Below are 20,932 nucleotides of genomic sequence, written 5' to 3' on the forward strand. Positions count from 1 at the left end.
TCAATGAACTTGCCTTTACGAGCACCCAGGTTCATCAAAACACCCAGAGTAAAGAAACCCGCTACAGCATGTACAACGCCAGAAGCACCGACATCGTGATAACCGAATTCGGTTAACAACCAGCCATCTGGATGCCACCCCCATGCGCCTGCCATAATCCAGACAACACCACCTAGGAAAATAGTCAGTATCAGAAATGCACTGACCCTTATCCTTTCAATAACCGCCCCGGAGAGTATTGACCCGGTTGTGGCCCCGAATAAGGCAAATGCTGCCCAGAAAATCCCAGTCCCCATATCCTGAACATCAGGACCCATGCTGGCAGCCCATGGTAAAGCAGCCGCTGCTTCAATCGGTACAAAACCATTAGGAAATGCGTTATAAATCCACCAGCCAAACAAATAAAAGGCTGGAATAATCAATGCGATAGCAAGAATATTCTTGATACCGGCAGCGAGTGCGTTTTTACTTCGTGAAGCGCCCATTTCATAGGCCAGAAAGCCTGCATGTATCATTAACATGATGGCAGTACACCACCAGTAAAAAACTTCTACATTCATGGCCTGATGCATTTCGAATACAGCTTGCTGGGCATCTAACGCTGCCTGCAAGGATTCTAGTGTTGGCGAGTTTTCCATCTTACTATCCTCATTTTAGTTAAAGTCATTTCCCGTTTACCCCTTTTCGGTCAACTTTGTTGTCCAGCAAAAAGCTGGTTTGAACGGCGCTGCTATCAAGGATCTTTTCAGTCGATCGATCCTTGATAGCAACACCAGAACACTGGAGCCTGCGAGCTTCACTCAGCAGATAAAGGCATTTGTGTGCTGCAGTAGCGTAGGAGAGCCCTGCTTGCCGCACGTTGGAGATACAATTTCGTCTGTCATCGGTCAGGCCACGTTTGGGCGACCAGGTCATATATAAGCCAAGACTGTCCGGTGAACTAAGACCGGGGCGTTCGCCAATCAGCATCAATACCGCCTTGGCATTCAATGCTTCACCGATATCATCACCAATGGCCACGCGGCCTTGTTTAACCAATGAGATCGGTGCCAGAGAAAAGTTCTCAATTCCGTCGATCAGGATTGGTAGCAAACAGGTAATAAAGGGCACGACATTTTGATGAATGGCGGTGGCTGACAAGCCGTCAGCAATGACCAGCGCCAGGTCATAAGGCGGTTTTGAGTAATAGGGTTTCAGGCTGGTAAAACTTGTCTCATCCAACTGTCGTCCATAATCAGGACGTTGCAGATAGGTCACCCGATCGATGGCCCGACTGTGTAATACCAATGGCGGTTGAAGATTGATTTGTGGAAAATCCTGCTGCAACTCGATTAGCTGCTGTTGCAAGGATTCGACATCAAGCTCGGTATGCACCGCATCACGAGCCTGGGCATGCGCCAGTTGAAATTCAAGAGATTCCCGTGTTGGCGTACTGACCCCGGCGCGACCAAGACCAATACGTGCCGCCGTAAACTGTCTGAGCTGACGCCATGGGTTATGCGTCACCATGTCATCATCAGCCTTGTATTCATCGGCTATCAATATGTCTTTATCCTCAACCACGGTAATACCTCACGGCTGAGCTGTTCAGTGAACCGGCGAAGGCTGGGGGTAAATGATTGGTCAGTTGAGCCAATCCTGCATTAGTCATGATCTGCATTTTTTCCAGCCATGCTTCAAATTCCGGAGCTGCACCCAAACCCAACACCCGGCGAGCATATAAAGCATCATGGAATGAGGTTGTTTGATAATTGAGCATGATGTCGTCTGAACCGGGTATGCCCATCACAAATGAGCAGCCGGCTGTACCGAGTAAGGTCAGCAGGTTATCCATATCATTCTGATCGGCTTCGGCATGATTGGTGTAGCAGACATCACAGCCCATCGGCAGACCTAATAACTTGCCACAGAAATGATCTTCCAGACCGGCACGAATGATTTCCTTACCATCAAACAGATATTCGGGACCGATAAAGCCGACCACAGTGTTGACCAGTAATGGGTCAAATTTACGGGCCACGGCATAGGCTCTGGCCTCACAGGTTTGCTGATCAAGACCATGATGTGCATTGGCAGAAAGGGAGCTGCCTTGTCCGGTTTCAAAATACATCACGTTCTGGCCAACTGTGCCTCGCTTGAGCGATAAGGCCGCTTGTTGGGCCTCAGCCAGGATCGCCAGATTAAAGCCAAAGCTGCTGTTGGTTTTTTCGGTTCCGCCAATTGATTGAAATACCAGATCGACCGGAGCACCGTTTTCAATACATTCCAATGTATTAGTGACATGGGTCAATACGCAGGATTGAGTTGGGATTTCATACAGGGAAATCACTTCATCCATCAACGACATTAATCGAGTGGCCTGAGCGACATTATCAGTTGCTGGATTAATACCGATAACTGCATCACCTGAACCATATAACAAGCCATCCAGCATGCTGGCCGCGATGCCATTGACATCATCGGTCGGGTGGTTAGGTTGTAGTCTGGTAGACAGGCGTTTAGGTAAGCCGATGGTGTTGCGAAATGCTGTTATCACTCGACATTTTTGGGCCACCAGAATCAAATCCTGGTTGCGCATGATTTTGCTGACGGCAGCAGCCATTTCCGGAGTAATGCCAGCACTGATTTGTTTCAGGACTTCGGTGCTTGCGGTATCGGTAAGTAACCAATTCCGAAAATCGCCTACCGTCAGATGAGAAATCACTGAAAATGCTTCTGCATCATGTTCATCAATAATCAAACGCGTAATTTCATCGTTTTCATAAGGTATTAACGTTTCATTGAGAAACGTTTTTAAAGGTACTTCAGCTAACAGCAACTGAGCGACTGCACGTTGTTCTGCTGATTCAGCAATAACTCCAGCCAATCGGTCTCCTGAGCGGGCAGGGGTCGCCTTCGCCATCAATTCAGCTAAGTCTGTGAATTGATAGGTTTTGCTGCCCAACTGATATCGATAGCTTTGGCCCATAAACTGCTTTAAATCCATATAGATGGAATAAGAATTGCACCTGAATAAACAAAGTTTACAAACTATGAATGCGATATCCATACCTGCCGAATATCGAAAATCGGCAAAATAATATTGGGTTTATATTCAGTTACTTACTTAGGCAGAGCCGGCATTATTATTAAAACAGGTAAAGCAGATGACAGATAATCTTGAAAATTTTGCACCTAAACAAAGCGGTACTGTATCTAAATGGTGCGTAATGGAAGCTTCAGATGCCGATGAGCAGGCTCATAATCTGAAAAACTGGCAACAACAATATGACCAGATAAGTAATGGACGCTTTTACGGCAAAATTGAAGAAGTATTGTTTGATTCAGTACATGCTTTTCGCGAACACACCAGTCAAACCGTAAGACAACAATGTAATGTTTGGCCTAATGCAATCTGGCTGGGGTTTTCAGCTGATCAAAAATCCTGCCGTATCAATGGTCATCAGGTGAGTAGTGATCATCTGATGATTCGGCCTGGCAATACCCAGTTTGAACTGGTTACACCAGAACAGTTTAATATTTTTGGCATTGTGATTAATCAAGCCACATTAAATGCTGTCGCTCGTAAACAGGGAATTGAATTGGACAACAGTTTGTTTTATTCGCCATTAAGATTCTGGCAGTCCGATAAACTGAATTCACTACGTTACTTGTTAAATGAGGTTTTGAAGCCACAACAAGACCATCTGATCAGGCAACATCAGGAAGATATTTTAATTATGGCGGTGCTGGAGATTCTGCAACAAAACGAGCAGCAGATTCATGAAAAACCAAGTTTTGTAAAACGCCGTGCTGTGGTAGATAAGGTCACAGCGTATCTCGACTCCCACCCTGATAAACCTCTCACAATTACGGATCTTTGTGATCTGGCACACGTCAGTCGTCGAACCCTGCAATACTGTTTTGAGGATGTACTGGGAATAAGCCCGCTTAAATGTATGCGGATTTCAAGGCTCAATGCGGTAAGACGGATTTTGCTAAACGGATTAGAGGACGATCAGACCATCTCGATGATTGCCCAGCAATGGGGCTTTTTTCATGCCGGGCAGTTTAGCCATGATTACACTAGTCTGTTTGGTGAGAATCCCTCAGTTACAGCAATGCGCCATCAACAAGATTCGGCGGAAAAACAGATTATTCAAAGCTGAAAGGGGTGAGTATTTAATCGTTAAGCAATGACAGCTTTCGCATAACTTTCAGTATCAATATCCACCGTTTCCAGCGTTATCGTAGTACTTTTTAATGAAAGCTTTTCCAACTGCCGTAATACCAGCTTGGTTAACTGTTGCTTCTGTTGTGTGGTGCGGCCGTGATGCAGACGGATAGTGACATGGATAAAATCGTTATAATCCTCCGCCAGTCGAAAATGCTCATAAGCCAGTGCTCGGGTTTTTATATGAGATGGCTCAAATAAAGCCGATTCCATTACGCCATGGTGAACGGCTTCCACCAATAAGGCTGGTGAGATATCCAGTGAGCTGGAAAATTCAATAATGCAATGTGGCACAGCAATCTATCTCAATAGCAGATAAATACATATCAGCACGGATATTGCTGACAAACCTAATGAAAGAAATAATAGATTTCGATACGTTTTAACCTGCTTTTTGGCTTCTTCAGCAGCGGTTTCAAAGCCGCTAATCGCTTGCTGCATATTTTCGGCCAGCACATGAATGGACTGAGCGTTCTGCGTTGCTGCTTTCTGCAGTTCTTCTATCTGTTTAACCAACACCGGATCGGCTTTGACCGCTTCGGGTTTGGCTGTAAATGCCGGAATTGCATAGGCTGCAACCTGAGCAACATAGGGCGCAACAGCTTTGATAATCGGTAGAAATTGAATGGCCATAAAAACTCTTTTTAGGGGTAAACAGTAAAATTTAATTTTGATATATACATAGCAAATAATTCAGGAACCACCAAGAGTAGCGACACCCTCAAAGCACCAAAACCGGCTGCAAAAGTCGAGATAATAAAGCTGACTCATGCGCAGACCAGGCTGCTTGAAATGGTAAAACAAAAAAACTTCAATATGGGGAAAGAGCATTTCCACTAACCCAGTTCGCTTCCGGGCAAGCCATCCACTAATTTGATAAGCTATCCGACTATTCTATATCTGTACAAAAAATTCATCGTTAATGAATTAAAATCCATCTAAATGTGACTTTGTCGATTTGCGTTGGTCTATTGACCTCCAGAGCAGAAGTAAAGCTCATAGCGAATCATATCCAAACCTGCTTTCAACCATTAGATCTCATACGAGGAGACATCGTGAACAAGGCACTCATTTCGGTTCTTGGTAATGATCAACCCGGCATTATGGCTGCGGTTGCCACCGTCATCACTGAACACGGCGGTAATATTGAAAACCTCAGCCAAACACTGCTTCAGTCGGTATTCGGCGCATTATTGATGGTTTCCATGCCAGAAGATGCTCAATGCAAGGAGTTACAACAGGCACTGCAGCAGATAGGGCAGAAAATGCGTTTGTCGATCCACGTGGATCCCTGGGATGAGCAACCCACACCTTGGCAGGAAAATCCGCCGGAAGTGCAACCCTACATTCTGACCGTAATCGGCCCGGATCGTCGTGGTCTGGTTGCTGAAGTATCCACCCAGCTGGCACGTCATGGGGTGAATATCACCAATATTCAGGCTATCTTCAAAGGAGGTAAGAATCCGATGGACAATCTGATGGTGTTTGAGGTTGATGTACCGCGTTCAACCGTCATGCAGGATTTGCGTGATGCACTCCATGAAGTCGGCCAGAGACTGGATATCGAAATTGATACGCAACATCGCAAGATTTTCGAATCCGTGAGCAACATCAGTAACTAAGGAACCTCTCATGCTCAACGAAAAAGACATTATTTCCACCCTGATGATGGTGCGCGAACAAAACCTGGATCTACGCACCGTAACTGTTGGCATCAACCTGACCGATTGTGTCAGTCATGATCTGGAAACATTTAAACGTAAAATTTACGACAAAATTACTCGTTACGCTGGCCAATTGGTCGCTTCCTGTAATCGCATTGAAAGACGTTACGGTATTGAAGTTGCCAATAAACGTATTTCCATTAGCCCCATTGGTGTTGTCGGTGCACCTTTCAGTTCTGAACAATTAGTTGAGGTTGCCGTTACGCTTGATAAAGCGGCCCATGAACTGGGTGTCGATTTTATCGGTGGTTTCACGGCATTGGTAGAGAAGGGCATGAGTAAAGGCGATCAGGCTTTGATTGAAGCGATTCCTCAGGCTCTGACGGAAACGCAACGAATCTGTTCATCAGTAAATGTTGCCAGTACCCGTGCCGGTATCAATATGGACGCCATCCTCAAGATGGGAGAAATCATCAAACAGGCAGCCGAACTCACAGCCGATGATGATGGCCTGGCTGCTGCGAAGCTCGTCGTATTTGCTAATATTCCTCAGGATGTGCCGTTTATGGCAGGTGCTTATTTAGGTATTGGTGAAGCAGATGCCGTCGTCAGTGTTGGTGTCAGTGGTCCTGGTGTGGTTAAAGCGGCTTTGGAAAAGGCCCTGGCCGAAGATGAAAATATGGATCTCAGTCGTGCGGCAGATGTTATCAAACAAACTGCTGCCAGATTAACTCGTGCCGGTGAACTGGTTGGCCGTGAAGTTGCCCAATTACTAAATCTGCCATTTGGTATTGTCGATCTGTCTCTGGCGCCAACACCGAATCGTAATGACAGCGTGGGCGAAATCTTTGAAGCGATTGGCTTACCTGCTTTTGGTGCACCAGGTAGTACCGCTTTTTTGTCGATGCTGAATGATGCCGTTAAAAAAGGTGGCGCCTTCGCAAGCTCACATGTCGGTGGTTTAAGTGGTGCATTTATCCCCGTGTGCGAAGATTTAACCATTGCTGAATCTGCTGCGAATGGCACTTTGAATCTGGAAAAACTTGAAGCCATGACCGCTGTCTGCTCAGTTGGTCTGGATATGGTGGCTATTCCTGGTGATACCACAGCGGAAATGATTTCAGCGATTATTGCTGATGAAATGGCAATTGGTGTCATCAACAAAAAAACCACAGCCGCGAGATTGATTCCAGCACCGGGCAAAAAAGCTGGTGATATTGTCCGTTTTGGTGGTCTATTGGGTGAAGGCCCGGTTATGGCTGTCAATATGGGTAGTCAGGAAAACCGCTTTGTTCGCTTAGGCGGCCGTATCCCGGCACCGATTCAAAGTCTGGTGAATTGATTCAATGCCCCACGTCAGCGATGTTGGCGTGGGCATTTTCCAAATCTTATTTGAATGAAAAAACTTGTTTTACAGTTCATCATCCATCAGTGGGATAAATCCCAACTCACAGAACATCATGAACAACAAAGACAGGCGCTACCTGATCGTTATCCTATTGGTAATGAGGCATTAGCATTATTTGATGATCGGGTGCTGTTGGAACAATTTGGCGATGACGTTTCCGGTAATCGTCTTCAATACCAGCTGCTCGACAATAACTTGTTAATTGATCGTTTTCGGTTCGACCTTCAAACCCAGATTGTTGAATTCAAACGACGATTAAAGGCTGATGAGCCACCGATATCACTTACTTCGATCGAAGCAGGCTGGATACAGTGTCAGTACAAGTGGCGCTACCGGATAGATGAAGGCGGTTATATTTACTGGCTTTATGAAAAGGTAATCGTAAATGTCTGCTTCACAGAAATAAACGAACCGGATATTTTTGTGGACTCATCTCCTTCCCAATGTTTTAACTTTCTGCTGACCTGAATCAGCAAGCTCCCACAAAAATCATAAAGCCAACTCGCTATCAGTTCATGCTTGAAGATGAGAGGAAGAGCACAGGTTTTATGAGACTAAATCTCTATAATCGCGTCAAATTTCTACGGGAAAAATTATTTTGATTCCTTGGAGTCAATATATATTACCGGTAAGGTAAAAGTCCCTGGTTTTAGTGAGAATTACCCCTTGTAATAGAAAGGTAATATGCCTAAGATGCCCCGGCATTTTGACATCATTAAAATCAATTAACAGTTCTGTTTAAAAATTTTTAATTGCATGTTCTGAATCAGAAAATCCTTGAAATTATTTCAAATTATTCACTAAGTAAAAAACAGACGGGGTATTGACCATCTATCTAATGACCACCTCTCCCAAACCAAGCCCAAAAGTCTATCGTGAATAGCTATCTAGCCGATAGCTCGCCGGTGGTCATAGTAAAGTTTTGTCTGCAATCAGAGCAGCAGATGGAAATACTCGACAGCACATCTTCCATAGTTGATATTTTTGGCCTTACCGCAACACAAATTATTGAGGATCCCTCCGCTGCCTGGATGAGCATTGATTCTGAGGACCGCGTCACAATTCTGCAAAAAATGGCTGATTCAGCCAAAACAATGCAACCTCTAAAATTGGTATGGCATGTGATGCACCCTCAGAAGGGTAAGGTATTAGTGGATTGCAAGGCCATGCCTGAACTAGATTCAGACAAAAAAACTGTGTGGCATGGATCTTTTCAGAATATCACCGACCTGAAACGCACAGAGCAGGAAAATAAAACTCATCTATGGTTTCTCGAATGTCTGGATCAGGTCAATCGAGCTATTCAGGGCACAAATGATCTTGAACAAATGATGAGTGATGTGCTTGAAGCTATTCGTAATTGTTTCGAATGTGATCGTGCATGGCTGATCTATCCTTGTGACCCTGATAGCGATTGGTGGAGTGTTCCGATGGAACAAACCCATCCTGATTACCCGGGGGGACGGGCAACAGGATTGGATTATCCTATGTCAGATGTTTTAGCTCAGGTAATGAGAGCTTATATGAAGTCGGAACAGCCAGTGGCTATGGTTCCTGATTTCGATAGCCCCGACACGTCCGAAATGATCAGGAAATACCAAGTCCGATCACAAATGGGTACAGCTCTCTACCCAAAAGTTGGCAAACCATGGATGTTTGGGCTACATCAGTGTGCCTATGCGAGAATCTGGACACAGGAAGAAAAGCGTTTATTCAGTGAAATAGGTCATCGTCTGTCTGATGGATTAACCAGTTTACTGATATATCGCGAGCAACGTGAGAGTGATGAGCGCTTTCGACAGGCATTTGAATTTGCTGCGATTGGAATGGGGGTGTTGTCCTTAAGTGGTCAATGGTTACGGGCTAACCATTCCCTTTATGAAATGGTCGGCTATTCCGAAACTGAACTATTACAAATGACCTTTCAGGAAATGACCCATCCTGATGATTTGCAAAACGGGCAAGCAGAGCTCAATCAACTGATTGCTGATCAAATTCCCTATATGCAGATTGAAAAACGCTACCGGCATCAAAACGGGCACTATTTCTGGGCTAGACTCACAACCAGTATTGTTAGAGATACAAACCACCAACCGTTGTATTTTGTTTCTCAGATAGAAGATATTGAAGAGAGTAAGAAATCTGAACAAAGTATTGCTTTGTTAAATTTTGCTATCAATCAGGTAAAAGAGTGCATTTATCTGCTGGATGGAAAAGGACGTATCCAATATGTAAACGATGAAACCTGTCATAACATGGGATATAGCTACGACGAATTATTAACTATGTCTGTTCCTGAGATTGATCCAGCCACATCTCAACAGAATTGGGATGAACATTGGCAAGAACTCAAGCGAGAAGGTTCAGTTCGTTTGGAAACCTTGCATAAAACAAAAAATGGCAGACTCATTCCAGTCGAGGTGAATGCCAACTATTTCGAATATGGCGGTATTGGCTACAACCTGGCATTGACTCATGATATTTCGGAAAGGAAAGCGGTTGAATATGCTTTGCGGGAGCAGGAAGAACGATTTCGTCAATTGACAGATAATATTGAAGAAGTCGTATGGCTGACAGATATTGCCATGGGGAAACTACTTTATATTAGCCCAGCCTATCAACATATTTGGGGGCGCAATTGTGAAAGTCTGTATGAAAATCCGGTTTCCTGGTTGGAAACGATCCATCCTCAAGACATAGATAACGTTCGGCAGGCACTTGCTCAGGGCAAGGTAACTGGTCAATACGATATTGATTTTCGAATTATTCGCCCTGATGGCACCATACGTCATATTCACCAGAAGGCCTTCCCCATACTGAATGAGGCTGGCGAACTGTATCGAATAGCCGGGACAGCACAAGATATAACCAAACGAAAAGAGCAGGAGGCACACATTGAATATCTTGCCTATCACGACTCATTAACCGCTTTACCAAACCGTTTATTGACAATGGATCGCCTGGAACAGGCCACAACACAAGCTATCCGCCATGAAAATGTACTGGCTGTTTTATTCCTGGATTTGGATCGCTTTAAAACCATTAACGATTCACTTGGCCATCAGTCGGGTGATTTGCTGTTGCAACAGGTCGGGTCACGCTTACTTGGTGTATTGCGGGAAGAGGACACTATTGGCCGTGTCGGGGGAGATGAGTTTCTGATACTGCTTTCAACGATTCATTCGCCTGACGATGCGGCACATGTCGCCAAAAAGCTTCTCGATGTATTGTCTCCACCGTTTATGGTAACGGGCCGTCAATTACATGTTAATGCCAGCATTGGTATCAGCATGTGCCCCCGTGATGCCGTAAATACCGAAACATTAGTGAAATATGCTGATACAGCCTTATATCTGGCGAAAGAGCAGGGTCGGGGTGTTTTCCGGTTTTTCAGCCCCGAACTGGATGATCGTGTTCATGCACGACTGCAATTGGAAAATGATTTACGCAGCGCAATGGATAAGAACCAGCTGTATTTGCATTACCAACCGTTAATGGATTTAGCGTCAGGAGAATGCATTGGTACAGAAGCGTTACTGAGATGGAATCACCCTGAAATCGGATTTATCTCGCCAGCAACGTTTATTCCTGTCGCAGAAGAAACAGGGCTCATCTTGCCCATTGGCGACTGGGTTCTCCGAACCGCCTGTCTTCAGGCCAAAAAATGGTTTGAGGCCGGTAAAACGAATTTTCGAATGGCAGTTAATTTATCACGGAGACAACTGGACTATGCCGGGTTAGCCACTGATATAAGACGCATTCTGGATGAGACAGGATGTCCGGCCCATTTATTGGAATTGGAGGTGACTGAGTCCAGTGCCATGCAGAGTCCCGAACAGGCGATTGTTATCTTAAATTCGCTTCATGAAATGGGCATTTGCCTGGCGCTTGATGATTATGGGACCGGCTATTCGAGTCTGGCCTATCTGAAACGTTTCCCATTCGATCGGCTCAAGATTGATCGGTCATTTATTGATGGGATCCCGGATGACGCTGATGACATGAGCATTGTGCAGACCACTATTATAATGGCACGACAGCTAAGACTCAGTGTCATTGCAGAGGGTGTTGAAACCCAGGCCCAGTGCGATTTTCTCAAGGAACATAAATGTGAGGAAATTCAAGGATATCTGTTCGCAAAACCGATGTCGGCTGAAGATGTCGAAAACCGTTTTGGATTTATCAAACCATCACTTAACTGATTTGTTTCACTGATTACCTGCATTGGGATCGGACTCTCTCTATCTCAGGCATTTTTAAATGCAACTATTTCCATCTCACTGTTGAGTTCAGGATTATTCGCACAATTATTCATCCGGCCATCAATAGTTGAAATCACATGATGTTTAGCGCAACCGGGCAAAGCCAATAAGTAAAAAGCCAAAAATCACTGGAGTAAATGCTTTCGACATAGCGAACGCCGTGATGATAAAAATAGACTCCTTATAATTACGACTATGCCAACAATCACGGGCTGTAAGAGCACTTTCCTGACTTTTAGGTGAAAAATTCTGTCCGATTATGGATAACTTCCCTGATAGATGAAACGAAATGGTTGATACGTTGTTGTCTGGCAACGCGTGAGAAGCTTGTCAGATGCCCGACAACACGTAAGAATATGTTATGGACAAACCTCTTCTTGATTCCTTTAGCGAATATGTAGACTTACTGCTCGACGCCATTTGTGCTGTAGATGAAGACAGCCGCATTATCTATGTCAGCAATGGATCACATCGCGTTTTTGGTTATCTGCCTGATGAATTGATTGGCAAAAGAATGCTGGATTTTCTGCATCCGGAAGATCATGACAAAACCGAGCAAAGCATTAATAGTGTCATGCAGGATAAGCAGATTCTGGATTTTGAGAACCGCTATATACGCAAAGACGGACAAGTCGTGCATCTGCTTTGGTCCACCAGCTGGTCTGAGCAACATAAAATGCGCTTGGGCGTTGCCCGTGATATCACCCGTATTAAAGCCGCTGAGGAAATGCAGAATTCGTTGATTGCGATATCAGACACTGCACACCGAACCAACGGTATCAAACAGATCTGTCAGCAAATCCTGTTTCATCTTGATTCTCATATTTCCATAGCAACCTTCGGCGTTGAAGTCTCGCCCATAAATGATACTAAATGGCACACTATCTTTGAGAGTGTAGGCGATTGTATGAGCATGTTGAAAAATGAGGTGAAGCTTCACATTGCCAATGATAATCAAATCGTTCTTGAAAAAATTGATGGCAAATTAATGTTGCTGGTGCCGCTGGTGTTTGACGAAGAGTTTCACGGAATTATTGGCCTGGCTTTAATGGAACAGGACTATTCACTGAATGAAAACGATAGAGCGTTATTAACCTTTACGGCATTACAGGTTGCCACTGCAATTGAGCGTCATCAACGATTTGAACGACTACAACATCTGGCTTTATATGATGCGTTAACCGGCTTGCCCAATCGGGAATTGTTTCAAGATAGGGTGCAACGATCATTATTAAGAGCCAAGCGTGAACAAACCCACTTTGCTCTGATGTATATGGATCTGGATAAATTCAAAGAGGCTAATGATACTTATGGCCACGCGGCCGGGGATCATCTGTTAAAGGAAGCAGCAGGACGTATTACCGATTGTGTGCGAGAAACCGATACCGTTGTAAGATTTGGTGGGGACGAATTTGTCGTGCTGTTGGATACAGTGGAAAATCGCCAAAATGTATTAGGAGTAGCCGAAAAAATCCGTTTGGCATTATCAGAGCCCTATGAATGGCAAGAGCATGAAATAGAACTATCGGTCAGTATTGGTATTGCGCTGTTTCCTGAGCAGGGAGAGCAGATTACCCAACTTATCGCCGCTGCCGATGAAGCCATGTATAAAGCCAAAAAGCGTGGTAAAAACTGTATTCGTTGAATTGAATCAGAATTTTTTCTTGTTCCCGCGTTCAGGTGTGAATATAAATCTGCTGGACTCTCTACCACAACGCCAACTCACCCAGATATCAACATTAATTTGTTGCAAGCCCTTAAAAATTAGACTATTTTCAACAAAAGACAAAATAATGTGTTTTTTAAACGAAGGGTGGGGGGAATGTTATGGCAGCTAAATTTGAAATCTATGCAGACAAAGCGGGCGAACATCGTTTCAGGCTCAAAGCCGGTAACGGTGAAATCATCTTAAGCAGTGAAGGTTATTCATCAAAATCATCATGTAATAACGGTATTGAATCTGTGAAAAGTAATGCACCAGACTCCAGCCGATACGAAAAGAAAGAATCAACAAGTGGTAAATTTTCATTCACATTAAAAGCTGCCAATCACCAGGTCATCGGCACTAGTCAAAGTTATCAGTCTGCTTCCGGCCGGGATAATGGCATTGCATCGGTCATGAAAAACGCTCCTGATGCCAAAGTGGAAGATCAAACACAATAATAATTAAAGGGCCTGCGGGCCCTTTTTTTTGTATTATTTTTATTTCTTATCTTGGTGCGCGGGAAGCAATTATCCTAGGCTTAGCGCATCAATGAAAAGTTGTAATGAGTTTTTGGGTAGTTATCCTATGATGCCCATCCAGCTAAGAACCGCAATGGCAGCGCCGATTATGACACCTAAGAAACCCAGAATTAAGTCACTGTATGGTTTGTCTTTTCTGGGGCCAGGGATCAATACAGATTCAGAGGGATTTTTCGGGTTGTAATAAATTTTGATATTACTATTAACTGGATGTTGATTGGCAAACTCTAGAGTTTCCGGGTACATCAACGTATAAAAGGTGGGTAATGTTCCAGTGTAGTTCTGGCCATTAATTTGATAGTTATATTCTACATTCAGCTTTTCAACTTCTTTTATTTCCCCACCTATATTTCGTGACCCCCAAAGCAACACATCAGTTAATTGCCCGGTAACACTTGGCCAACGTTGGCTTGCCAACGCTTTCTGATAATTGCTCAAAGAATGCTTTAACAAATAAATGCCAAACAGGGTTAACGCCAATCCTGCTAATAAAGCTATGTTCATTGTTATAACTCATTAATGTAAAACGTCATGCTCAGCCCGGATTTTTATTAAAAAGATCATAAGAAATCATAAAAAATATAAAGTTAATAATCATAAGAACTAATGATATAAAAACAGCATAAATCCTGAATTTTGACCATAACGCAATCATATAAATAGCAGTTAAAACAGGGTAAATCAAAAACAAATCTATTCTGATATTGCCGGAAGTTTTACTTTCCCAGTACCAATACAACAATGTAACAACTGCTGTGAGAGTAACACGCCATTTGATTGAGGTATCTGCATTAGTATTCATCAGCTTTTTTCCAGATTGTTCTTAATGTTTATTCAAAAATAAATACACCTTTGCAACCATTTATCTTTCATTGATTGATTTATTAGCTCTCAGTTAATCCTCAGCGAGGATTTAGGTTGCGTTACACCTTTCACAAACTCATCGTTTAACAACTAATTTGAAAGGTAGCAATCCTTTATGGTCTATGCAAATTTGCTAATCAACACGCTTTATGCAATTGATAATGATTTAGATTAAGTTTAATATGTTGAGCTTTTGATATTCGAACGGAGAAATTGATGCCACGGAAAAAGCTCACACAACAAATGTTGTTTTTGTTACCAACGCTATCCTTATCGGTCGGGGTAATGGCCGATGAAGATGCTGTTAAACTGGACGAACTGACCATCACTTCAACCCGCTCGGACACATTGCTAAAAGATTCTCCACAAGTCGTTACTGTTATTAGCCAAGATCAAATACAGCAACAAATGGAATTTTCCAGTGATACCTCTCAGGTGCTCAGCAGTTTGCTACCATCTTTTTCTCCCAGCCGACAAAAATTGAGCAGTGCAGGGGAAACCTTTCGCGGTCGATCTCCACTTTTCCTGATAGACGGTGTTCCACAGTCCAATCCATTAAGAGACTCACAACGCGATGGACATACTATTGATTTATCAATGGTTGAGCGTATTGAAGTGATTCATGGTGCGAGTGCTATTCACGGTTTAGGTGCCACCGGTGGCATTATCAATTTTATTACCAAGCGACCTACGGCTAATACACTAAAGCAGCGTATGTCGGTTTCGACCACCATGCCGACCAATAAAATTGATGCTGAAACCATGGGCTATCGGGCTGACTACAGCTTACTGGGAAGCCAGAATAATTGGGAATACAGTCTGGGCTTGAGTTATGAAACGCAAGGCCTGTATCTGGATGATGATGAAGACCCTATCGGCGTCGATAACACGCAGGGTGATCTGATGGATTCACGCAGTTACGATGTCTTTGCCAAACTCGGATATTGGTTTGATGATAACCAGAATCTGGAGTTGTCCATTAACCGTTTCCAGCTGGAAGGTAATAATAACTACACCAGTGTTGATGGCAATTTGGCCACCGGTACACCCACAACTTCCGTCAATGTGACCCCAATGGGCGATGCGCCGAGAAATCGGGTATTAACCACCAGCCTTACCTATAAAAACTTTGATCTGGCCGGAATGGAATTCACCGCCCAGGCTTATCGACAGGAATTTGAAGCATTATTTGGTGTGATTGATTCTCCAAGTTTTGTTGATCCGGTTCTGGCCCCAGAGGGATTTGACCAATCACAAAATGAATCCGATAAAAACGGTGCCAAATTTACCTTAATGAAAGATGGCTTATTTGATGACAAACTCAAACTGACAACTGGTATCGATATTCTTGAAGACACCACCGAACAGCGATTAATGCTGACCGATAGAAGTTATGTGCCAGAGACACAATTCAAAAATTACGCGCCCTTTATTCAAGCGCAATTCAAGCCAATGGAATCTGTTGTTTTCAACACCGGTTTGCGTTACGAAAAAGCCAAGTTAAATGTCGATACATATCAAACCGTGGCGAGCAGAAATGGTGTAACAGTGGAGGGCGGTAACCCTGAATTCAGTGAAACGTTATTTAATATAGGAACAGTAGTCCGCCCAACCTCATGGTTAAGTGTATTTGCTAATTACTCAGAAGGTTTTGGTATGCCCGATGTTGGTCGAGTATTACGTGGAATTAACACACCCGGATTGAATGTCGATAATTTCCTGGATTTACAACCGATAGTGACGGAAAACAGTGAAATTGGCTTGCGTATTGACTGGCAGCAAGTGGACTTTGAAATCAGCTATTACCAATCAGATTCAGATTTAGGTTCCAGACTGCAGCAGGTTGGTGATGACTTTTTCATCCAGCGTGAAGAAACTGAAATCAGTGGTGTAGAAACGACGTTGGGGTATCAGGTAAATAAAGCGAATCATCTCCAACTCAGCTATTCACATATTAATGGTAGATCGGATAGTGATGGCGACGGCCAGGTGGACAGAGACCTGACGGGTGCCGATATTCCGCCAAATCGTCTAATTGCCAGCTGGTCAGCAAACTGGACGCCTAAATTAAGCTCTTTTATCCAGGCTAGTCATAACTTTACTCGCCGGTTTGATGAGAACCCGGAATTGGATTTTGATAGTTACACATTGGTGGATGCATCATTCGGTTATAAATTACCCGCGGGTAAACTTAATCTGGCGTTTGCTAACCTGTTGAATAAAGATTACTTCACCTATTATTCCCAATCTGCACAGGCCAATCCAACCCGTTATTTTAAAGGTCGTGGCCGAACGGTAACGTTGGGTTACTCACTGGATTTTTAACAGCAGATTATGTTGGGCTTCTTGCCTCAGCGCCAACCTACCATAAACCCTCGTTCCCACGCTCCTGCGTGGGGACGAGCGTGTTTAAATTAAGTCCTTGATGTCCTTAGGATAAGGCAATAACACCTACTTTAAATATTCATATGAACCTATGAAACACGTTTTTCTCTACCCATATTAACTAACCCGCTTTAATTACAAGCCGATAGTGTAATTTACGTAGGCGGTAGCAGAGCCTGTACTTTGAAATGGCAATTGCTGATAGTAAAAGTCAGCTGAGATCCGTTGGTTAATGGCAGGGCTGAAATATGCACCAATGCTTGCCACTGGACGTGTTCGGCTAAGACTGTCATTAAAGTTCTCACTGGTTAAACCACTGACGCCCGTCGCTGTTAAGTCATCTACGGAGTGGGAAAGATCATGTTCAATACCCAAACTACCGGTGAGATTCACTTTTTCTGTCAGTTTCTGATTGAGCTTCATACCCACTAAAGCGACGGTTGAACGGTCTTCAAGAGCGGCATAGGTCAAAGGCGAAAAGATAGAACCTTCTTCTGTATAGGCATCCTGTTTGATTCGGGTATAACGCAAAGCGGCATATGGCCTGACTAAGGTTCTCGCTTCATTCACCAGGAAGCTGTAACTTAATTCACCCACATAGCTTTGGGTATTGATGGACGTGTCACCAACACCGGCTTCTGAGGTATTCATGATCTCGCGAGTAGTTGTTAAATTTTTATCCTGATAAGCATTGGCAATTTTAAATTGATAGCCCAAGTGGTCTGCATTTTGGTTCCAGACGATAAATATTCCCATCAGTGGATTTGCATTTGAAATATCCACACTGTCGACGGTATCAGTATTGAAATTGTGGTTTAAAAAGCCACCTAAGCGAAGGGTTGGTGTGGCTTTGTAGCCCACTACGATTACGGCAGAAGTCTCATGCGTGCTGGGATTATCCACATAGGTCTGTTGGCCACCCACAGAGACACAAAAACCTCTGGTATCAAACAAATCACAGTCGTAAGTATTCATGTTGGCAAAGTTTGTAGCAATAAGCTGCTGTGAAAATCCGCCGCGTAGGTCTGATGCTAGAGATTGAACAGAGGCTTGGGTATCAATAGCCGATGGACCGGCAAATTTAAATAATAAATCCCAGGCATTTAACAAGCTTTCATTTGCCACCAGACTGTAGTTAAAACGACCATAAGTACCAGTGGTGTCTGAAATATTGTTGAGGGTCGGAAAATCCTGCAAAACTTCCAGGTATCTTCCCTCAGATACAACAGAAGCATCCACCCCGGAAACAAGTGTTGTGCCCAAATTACCGTATATGTTGAACGCCATATTTCCATTGTTTGCAGCGGAAATTTGAATATTACCGGGTGCGAAACTTAAAGCTGAGAACTGACCATATTGCGTTGGACTTTTAATAATGATGTTGTAATTTTCAGGTAAGTTACCACGAATATTTAAGGGCCCAGTTGTATGCGAACCTTGAAAGTTATTAAGGATCTGTAATGAGGCACTTGCATTTCCGATGCTGGCAAATCCACCTTTAATACTGCCAATATTAGTTAAGGAGGTGATTGTTGATTGATTACTAATGCCGTATCTGACTACACCGGTGATTTGACCAAAGTTAACCACATCAACTTTCCCGCCTGATTTGTTCCATACACCCCATTGATTATTAGTATAAATTGATCCGTTATTGACAAGCTTGGCTGAAGTTGCTGTTTCCAAAATAACCACTGACCGGCCATTCACACCAAACGGCGCATCATTTGACACCGTTACCCCTGAAGCGATGGTGACATCGGTTCCGGTATCAAGCGTCAGTCCCTTCACATTGCCCCCATTACAACTGGCCGTCACTTCCAGGGTAGTTGTGACTGTCACGCCGCCATTACACAGGGCAAACGCAGGTAGAGTAAACAATACCAATAAGATGGAAATAATTAACTTCAACTCTGTTACTCCAGTGAGCTAGGCTTAATACTGCAAATTTTTTTGGTTGAGCAGCGGAAAGTAAAACTACGTTTTTTATTGAGATTACTAATCGCTTAGAGTCGAAGTAGATAAGTAACTTATTATTTCAATTGATTAAATTTATTTTGCTAAAGGCCTTTGGATTTCATTTTTGAACACTTCAATTACGGCACTCAGACCAAGCCTTTAGGAAGTTTTTAAAGGTTATCACTTTTTAAATAACGCGGTTAAATTGTTTATAAAGTATTACAAATTCATCATAAATAATAATTAAAAAAGAGAAAAATTCGTTTTGCAATTATCTTGTAACTCAAAAATATAATTAATGCATATAGAGAAAGATAAATATTAATAGCAATGTTTATATTTTTATCTTATAAATAGAAATCAAAGCAAATCCATTCGTCGAAGATAAATTTGAGTGATAGGGATAAAAACCATTCCTAAACTTTTCTGAACGATTTACACAATTACTGTCAAAACAGTAACTGACTAATCAATCAGAGGAGTTATTTTGTCGATTAAAGGTATGCGTCCACTGCTTTTTGGTGTGGTCACCATTTTATTAATCCCTGCTTGCTCAAGCGAGTCTCAACGAGCCAACCAAAATCTGACAGCACCAGCTGAAAGTGGAGTTTTACACGTTGCTACACGTAACGGTTCAACTACTTATTTTTTAGACCGTCATGAAAATCCGACCGGACCTGAATATGCATTAATAACAGAGTATGCTGCCGCTCGTGGCTGGGAAGTGGAGTGGACAATGTATGACTCAACCTCAGCGGTAATCAAAGCCCTCGACGATTCTTCAGTGCATCTGGCCGCAGCAGGCCTTACCCTTAACACACTTCGTAATGCAAAATACGCTAAGGGTCCAGCACATACCGAAGTGACCGAACAACTGGTTTGTCATCGGGAGCTGCGTCCATTACCTGATTCATACGATGCTTTAAGTGACTTTGAGATTGTGGTGACGGAAGATTCCAGTTACGTAGACACTCTCAAAGAAATTCATGCTGATCTTGCTGACATACAGTTTCGTGAAGACTCACGAACCAGTGAGTTGATTCTTACCGAAGTGGCAGAAAAAAACATCCCATGCACAGTGGCTGACGCCAATATCGTTAATATTATGCAACGGCATTTTCCTTATCTGGAAGTTGCCATGGATCTTACCGATGGCCGTAATCTCGGCTGGTATGCACCTAATAAATTCAGAGCCATTGCTGACGATGCTCATGAGTGGATGAACAGCCGTGAAGGTGATCAAGCCATTGGTCGGATGGAAAGTCGTTATTACAGCTACATCAGCGAGTTTGATTTTGTTGATTTACGTGCACTCAATCGTAGTATTGATAAACGCCTGAAACGTTATATCGATGAATTCGAAACAGCAGAAGAAAGCACTGGCATGCCTGCAGACCTGCTGGCCGCCCTGGCGTATCAGGAATCAAACTGGAATCCAAAAGCCGTATCCCCAACAGGAGTGCGGGGCATCATGATGCTTACCCAGGCAACAGCCGAAGAACTGGGCGTGGAAGACCGTACTGATCCGGAAGAAGCCATAGAAGCTGGCGCACGTTATCTTGCTGATCGTCATGAACGCTTACCTGAATCAATTCCCGAACCCGATCGAACTTACCTGGCACTTGCCAGCTACAACATTGGTCGAGGGCATTTATTAGACGCCCGGCAGCTGGCCCGGGAGTTAGGTAAAAACCCGGATTCCTGGTCAGATATGCGTGAGGTACTGCCACTGAAAGCAGACAAACGGTATTATCCCAGTACCCGTTATGGCTATGCTCGTGGCTATGAACCTGTTCATTATGTGCAACGTATTCGTAACTACCGTGACGTGATTAAGCCGGTCTTTACAGACTGAGTATCCACCATAAACTCTCGTTACCATGCTCTTGTGTGGGAATGTAATTGTTGGGCTTCGTGTCTCAGCGTCAACCTA

The 20,932-nt window shown here is 43.6% G+C and carries 16 protein-coding genes and 1 pseudogene; 9 read left to right on the top strand and 8 right to left on the bottom strand.

What is annotated here, in order from left to right; all coding sequences use genetic code 11:
* From B3M51_RS07600 to B3M51_RS07610, 3 genes and pseudogenes are all read right to left on the bottom strand, one after another.
* Nucleotides 1-638, bottom strand: a pseudogene (locus B3M51_RS07600) (ammonium transporter); the annotation flags it as partial.
* A gap of 25 nt (nt 639-663) precedes the next feature.
* Complete coding sequence (gene eutC, locus B3M51_RS07605; protein ID WP_292758015.1) at nt 664-1,563, bottom strand: ethanolamine ammonia-lyase subunit EutC; 900 nt, start codon at nt 1,561-1,563, stop codon at nt 664-666.
* A complete protein-coding gene (locus tag B3M51_RS07610) occupies nt 1,556-2,986 on the bottom strand; it encodes an ethanolamine ammonia-lyase subunit EutB (protein WP_349676720.1) in 1,431 nt (476 codons plus the stop codon). The genes eutC and B3M51_RS07610 overlap by 8 nt, the downstream gene beginning before the upstream one ends.
* Nucleotides 2,987-3,146: 160 nt before the next feature.
* Here B3M51_RS07610 and B3M51_RS07615 point away from each other — a divergent pair, with 160 nt between their 5' ends.
* The gene (locus B3M51_RS07615; protein WP_292758019.1) at nt 3,147-4,148 is read left to right on the top strand and encodes a helix-turn-helix domain-containing protein; all 1,002 of its coding nucleotides are present in this window, start codon (nt 3,147-3,149) and stop codon (nt 4,146-4,148) included.
* A 20-nt stretch (nt 4,149-4,168) separates the two neighbouring features.
* Here the strand turns inward: B3M51_RS07615 and B3M51_RS07620 are convergent, their stop codons facing one another.
* Nucleotides 4,169-4,507 carry a 5-carboxymethyl-2-hydroxymuconate Delta-isomerase gene (locus tag B3M51_RS07620; RefSeq protein WP_292758021.1) on the bottom strand — a complete coding sequence of 113 codons (339 nt, stop codon included), beginning with the start codon at nt 4,505-4,507 and terminating at the stop codon, nt 4,169-4,171.
* A gap of 6 nt (nt 4,508-4,513) precedes the next feature.
* Nucleotides 4,514-4,846 (bottom strand): hypothetical protein, encoded by a 333-nt coding sequence (locus B3M51_RS07625; RefSeq protein WP_292482183.1) that lies wholly within the window; start codon nt 4,844-4,846, stop codon nt 4,514-4,516.
* Nucleotides 4,847-5,268: 422 nt separating this feature from the next.
* Here B3M51_RS07625 and B3M51_RS07630 point away from each other — a divergent pair, with 422 nt between their 5' ends.
* The 6 genes from B3M51_RS07630 to B3M51_RS07655 all read left to right on the top strand — a co-directional run bounded on the left by B3M51_RS07630 (nt 5,269) and on the right by B3M51_RS07655 (nt 13,710).
* Nucleotides 5,269-5,835, top strand: coding sequence for a glycine cleavage system protein R (locus B3M51_RS07630; RefSeq protein ID WP_292482181.1), 567 nt, complete (start codon nt 5,269-5,271; stop codon nt 5,833-5,835).
* A gap of 10 nt (nt 5,836-5,845) precedes the next feature.
* Nucleotides 5,846-7,219 carry a PFL family protein gene (locus B3M51_RS07635; RefSeq protein ID WP_292758024.1) on the top strand — a complete coding sequence of 458 codons (1,374 nt, stop codon included), beginning with the start codon at nt 5,846-5,848 and terminating at the stop codon, nt 7,217-7,219.
* Between the two features lie 54 nt (nt 7,220-7,273).
* Nucleotides 7,274-7,753: a hypothetical protein gene (locus B3M51_RS07640; protein WP_292758026.1), complete on the top strand. Its 480-nt coding sequence runs from the start codon at nt 7,274-7,276 to the stop codon at nt 7,751-7,753.
* A gap of 407 nt (nt 7,754-8,160) precedes the next feature.
* Nucleotides 8,161-11,487: an EAL domain-containing protein gene (locus B3M51_RS07645; protein WP_292758028.1), complete on the top strand. Its 3,327-nt coding sequence runs from the start codon at nt 8,161-8,163 to the stop codon at nt 11,485-11,487.
* Between the two features lie 421 nt (nt 11,488-11,908).
* Nucleotides 11,909-13,192: a GGDEF domain-containing protein gene (locus B3M51_RS07650; RefSeq protein ID WP_292758030.1), complete on the top strand. Its 1,284-nt coding sequence runs from the start codon at nt 11,909-11,911 to the stop codon at nt 13,190-13,192.
* Between the two features lie 182 nt (nt 13,193-13,374).
* The gene (locus tag B3M51_RS07655) at nt 13,375-13,710 is read left to right on the top strand and encodes a YegP family protein (RefSeq protein WP_292482172.1); all 336 of its coding nucleotides are present in this window, start codon (nt 13,375-13,377) and stop codon (nt 13,708-13,710) included.
* Between the two features lie 120 nt (nt 13,711-13,830).
* Here B3M51_RS07655 and B3M51_RS07660 read toward each other — a convergent pair whose 3' ends face one another.
* Entirely contained in the window at nt 13,831-14,295 is a 465-nt protein-coding gene (locus tag B3M51_RS07660) for a DUF3592 domain-containing protein (RefSeq protein WP_292758032.1), read from the bottom strand.
* Between the two features lie 31 nt (nt 14,296-14,326).
* Nucleotides 14,327-14,593, bottom strand: a complete 267-nt coding sequence (locus B3M51_RS07665) for a hypothetical protein (RefSeq protein WP_292758034.1) — start codon at nt 14,591-14,593, stop codon at nt 14,327-14,329.
* Between the two features lie 278 nt (nt 14,594-14,871).
* Between B3M51_RS07665 and B3M51_RS07670 the strand changes: the two genes are divergently transcribed.
* Entirely contained in the window at nt 14,872-16,980 is a 2,109-nt protein-coding gene (locus tag B3M51_RS07670) for a TonB-dependent receptor (protein ID WP_292758036.1), read from the top strand.
* A 195-nt stretch (nt 16,981-17,175) separates the two neighbouring features.
* Here the strand turns inward: B3M51_RS07670 and B3M51_RS07675 are convergent, their stop codons facing one another.
* Nucleotides 17,176-18,951, bottom strand: coding sequence for an autotransporter domain-containing protein (locus tag B3M51_RS07675; protein WP_292758038.1), 1,776 nt, complete (start codon nt 18,949-18,951; stop codon nt 17,176-17,178).
* Between the two features lie 535 nt (nt 18,952-19,486).
* Here B3M51_RS07675 and mltF point away from each other — a divergent pair.
* Nucleotides 19,487-20,854, top strand: a complete 1,368-nt coding sequence (mltF, locus tag B3M51_RS07680; RefSeq protein ID WP_292758040.1) for a membrane-bound lytic murein transglycosylase MltF — start codon at nt 19,487-19,489, stop codon at nt 20,852-20,854.
* Nucleotides 20,855-20,932 lie beyond the last annotated feature (78 nt).

This window comes from Methylophaga sp. UBA2689 (assembly GCA_002354555.1).
Taxonomy (GTDB): Bacteria; Pseudomonadota; Gammaproteobacteria; order Nitrosococcales; family Methylophagaceae; genus Methylophaga.

Coding starts and splice junctions, on each gene's coding strand:
- B3M51_RS07610 (WP_349676720.1), bottom strand. CDS start 2,986: ATGGATTTAAAGCAGTTTATGGGCCAAAGCTATCGATATCAGTTGGGC.
- B3M51_RS07615 (WP_292758019.1), top strand. CDS start 3,147: ATGACAGATAATCTTGAAAATTTTGCACCTAAACAAAGCGGTACTGTA.
- B3M51_RS07625 (WP_292482183.1), bottom strand. CDS start 4,846: ATGGCCATTCAATTTCTACCGATTATCAAAGCTGTTGCGCCCTATGTT.
- B3M51_RS07635 (WP_292758024.1), top strand. CDS start 5,846: ATGCTCAACGAAAAAGACATTATTTCCACCCTGATGATGGTGCGCGAA.
- B3M51_RS07640 (WP_292758026.1), top strand. CDS start 7,274: ATGAAAAAACTTGTTTTACAGTTCATCATCCATCAGTGGGATAAATCC.
- B3M51_RS07650 (WP_292758030.1), top strand. CDS start 11,909: ATGGACAAACCTCTTCTTGATTCCTTTAGCGAATATGTAGACTTACTG.
- B3M51_RS07655 (WP_292482172.1), top strand. CDS start 13,375: ATGGCAGCTAAATTTGAAATCTATGCAGACAAAGCGGGCGAACATCGT.
- B3M51_RS07660 (WP_292758032.1), bottom strand. CDS start 14,295: ATGAACATAGCTTTATTAGCAGGATTGGCGTTAACCCTGTTTGGCATT.
- B3M51_RS07665 (WP_292758034.1), bottom strand. CDS start 14,593: ATGAATACTAATGCAGATACCTCAATCAAATGGCGTGTTACTCTCACA.
- B3M51_RS07670 (WP_292758036.1), top strand. CDS start 14,872: ATGCCACGGAAAAAGCTCACACAACAAATGTTGTTTTTGTTACCAACG.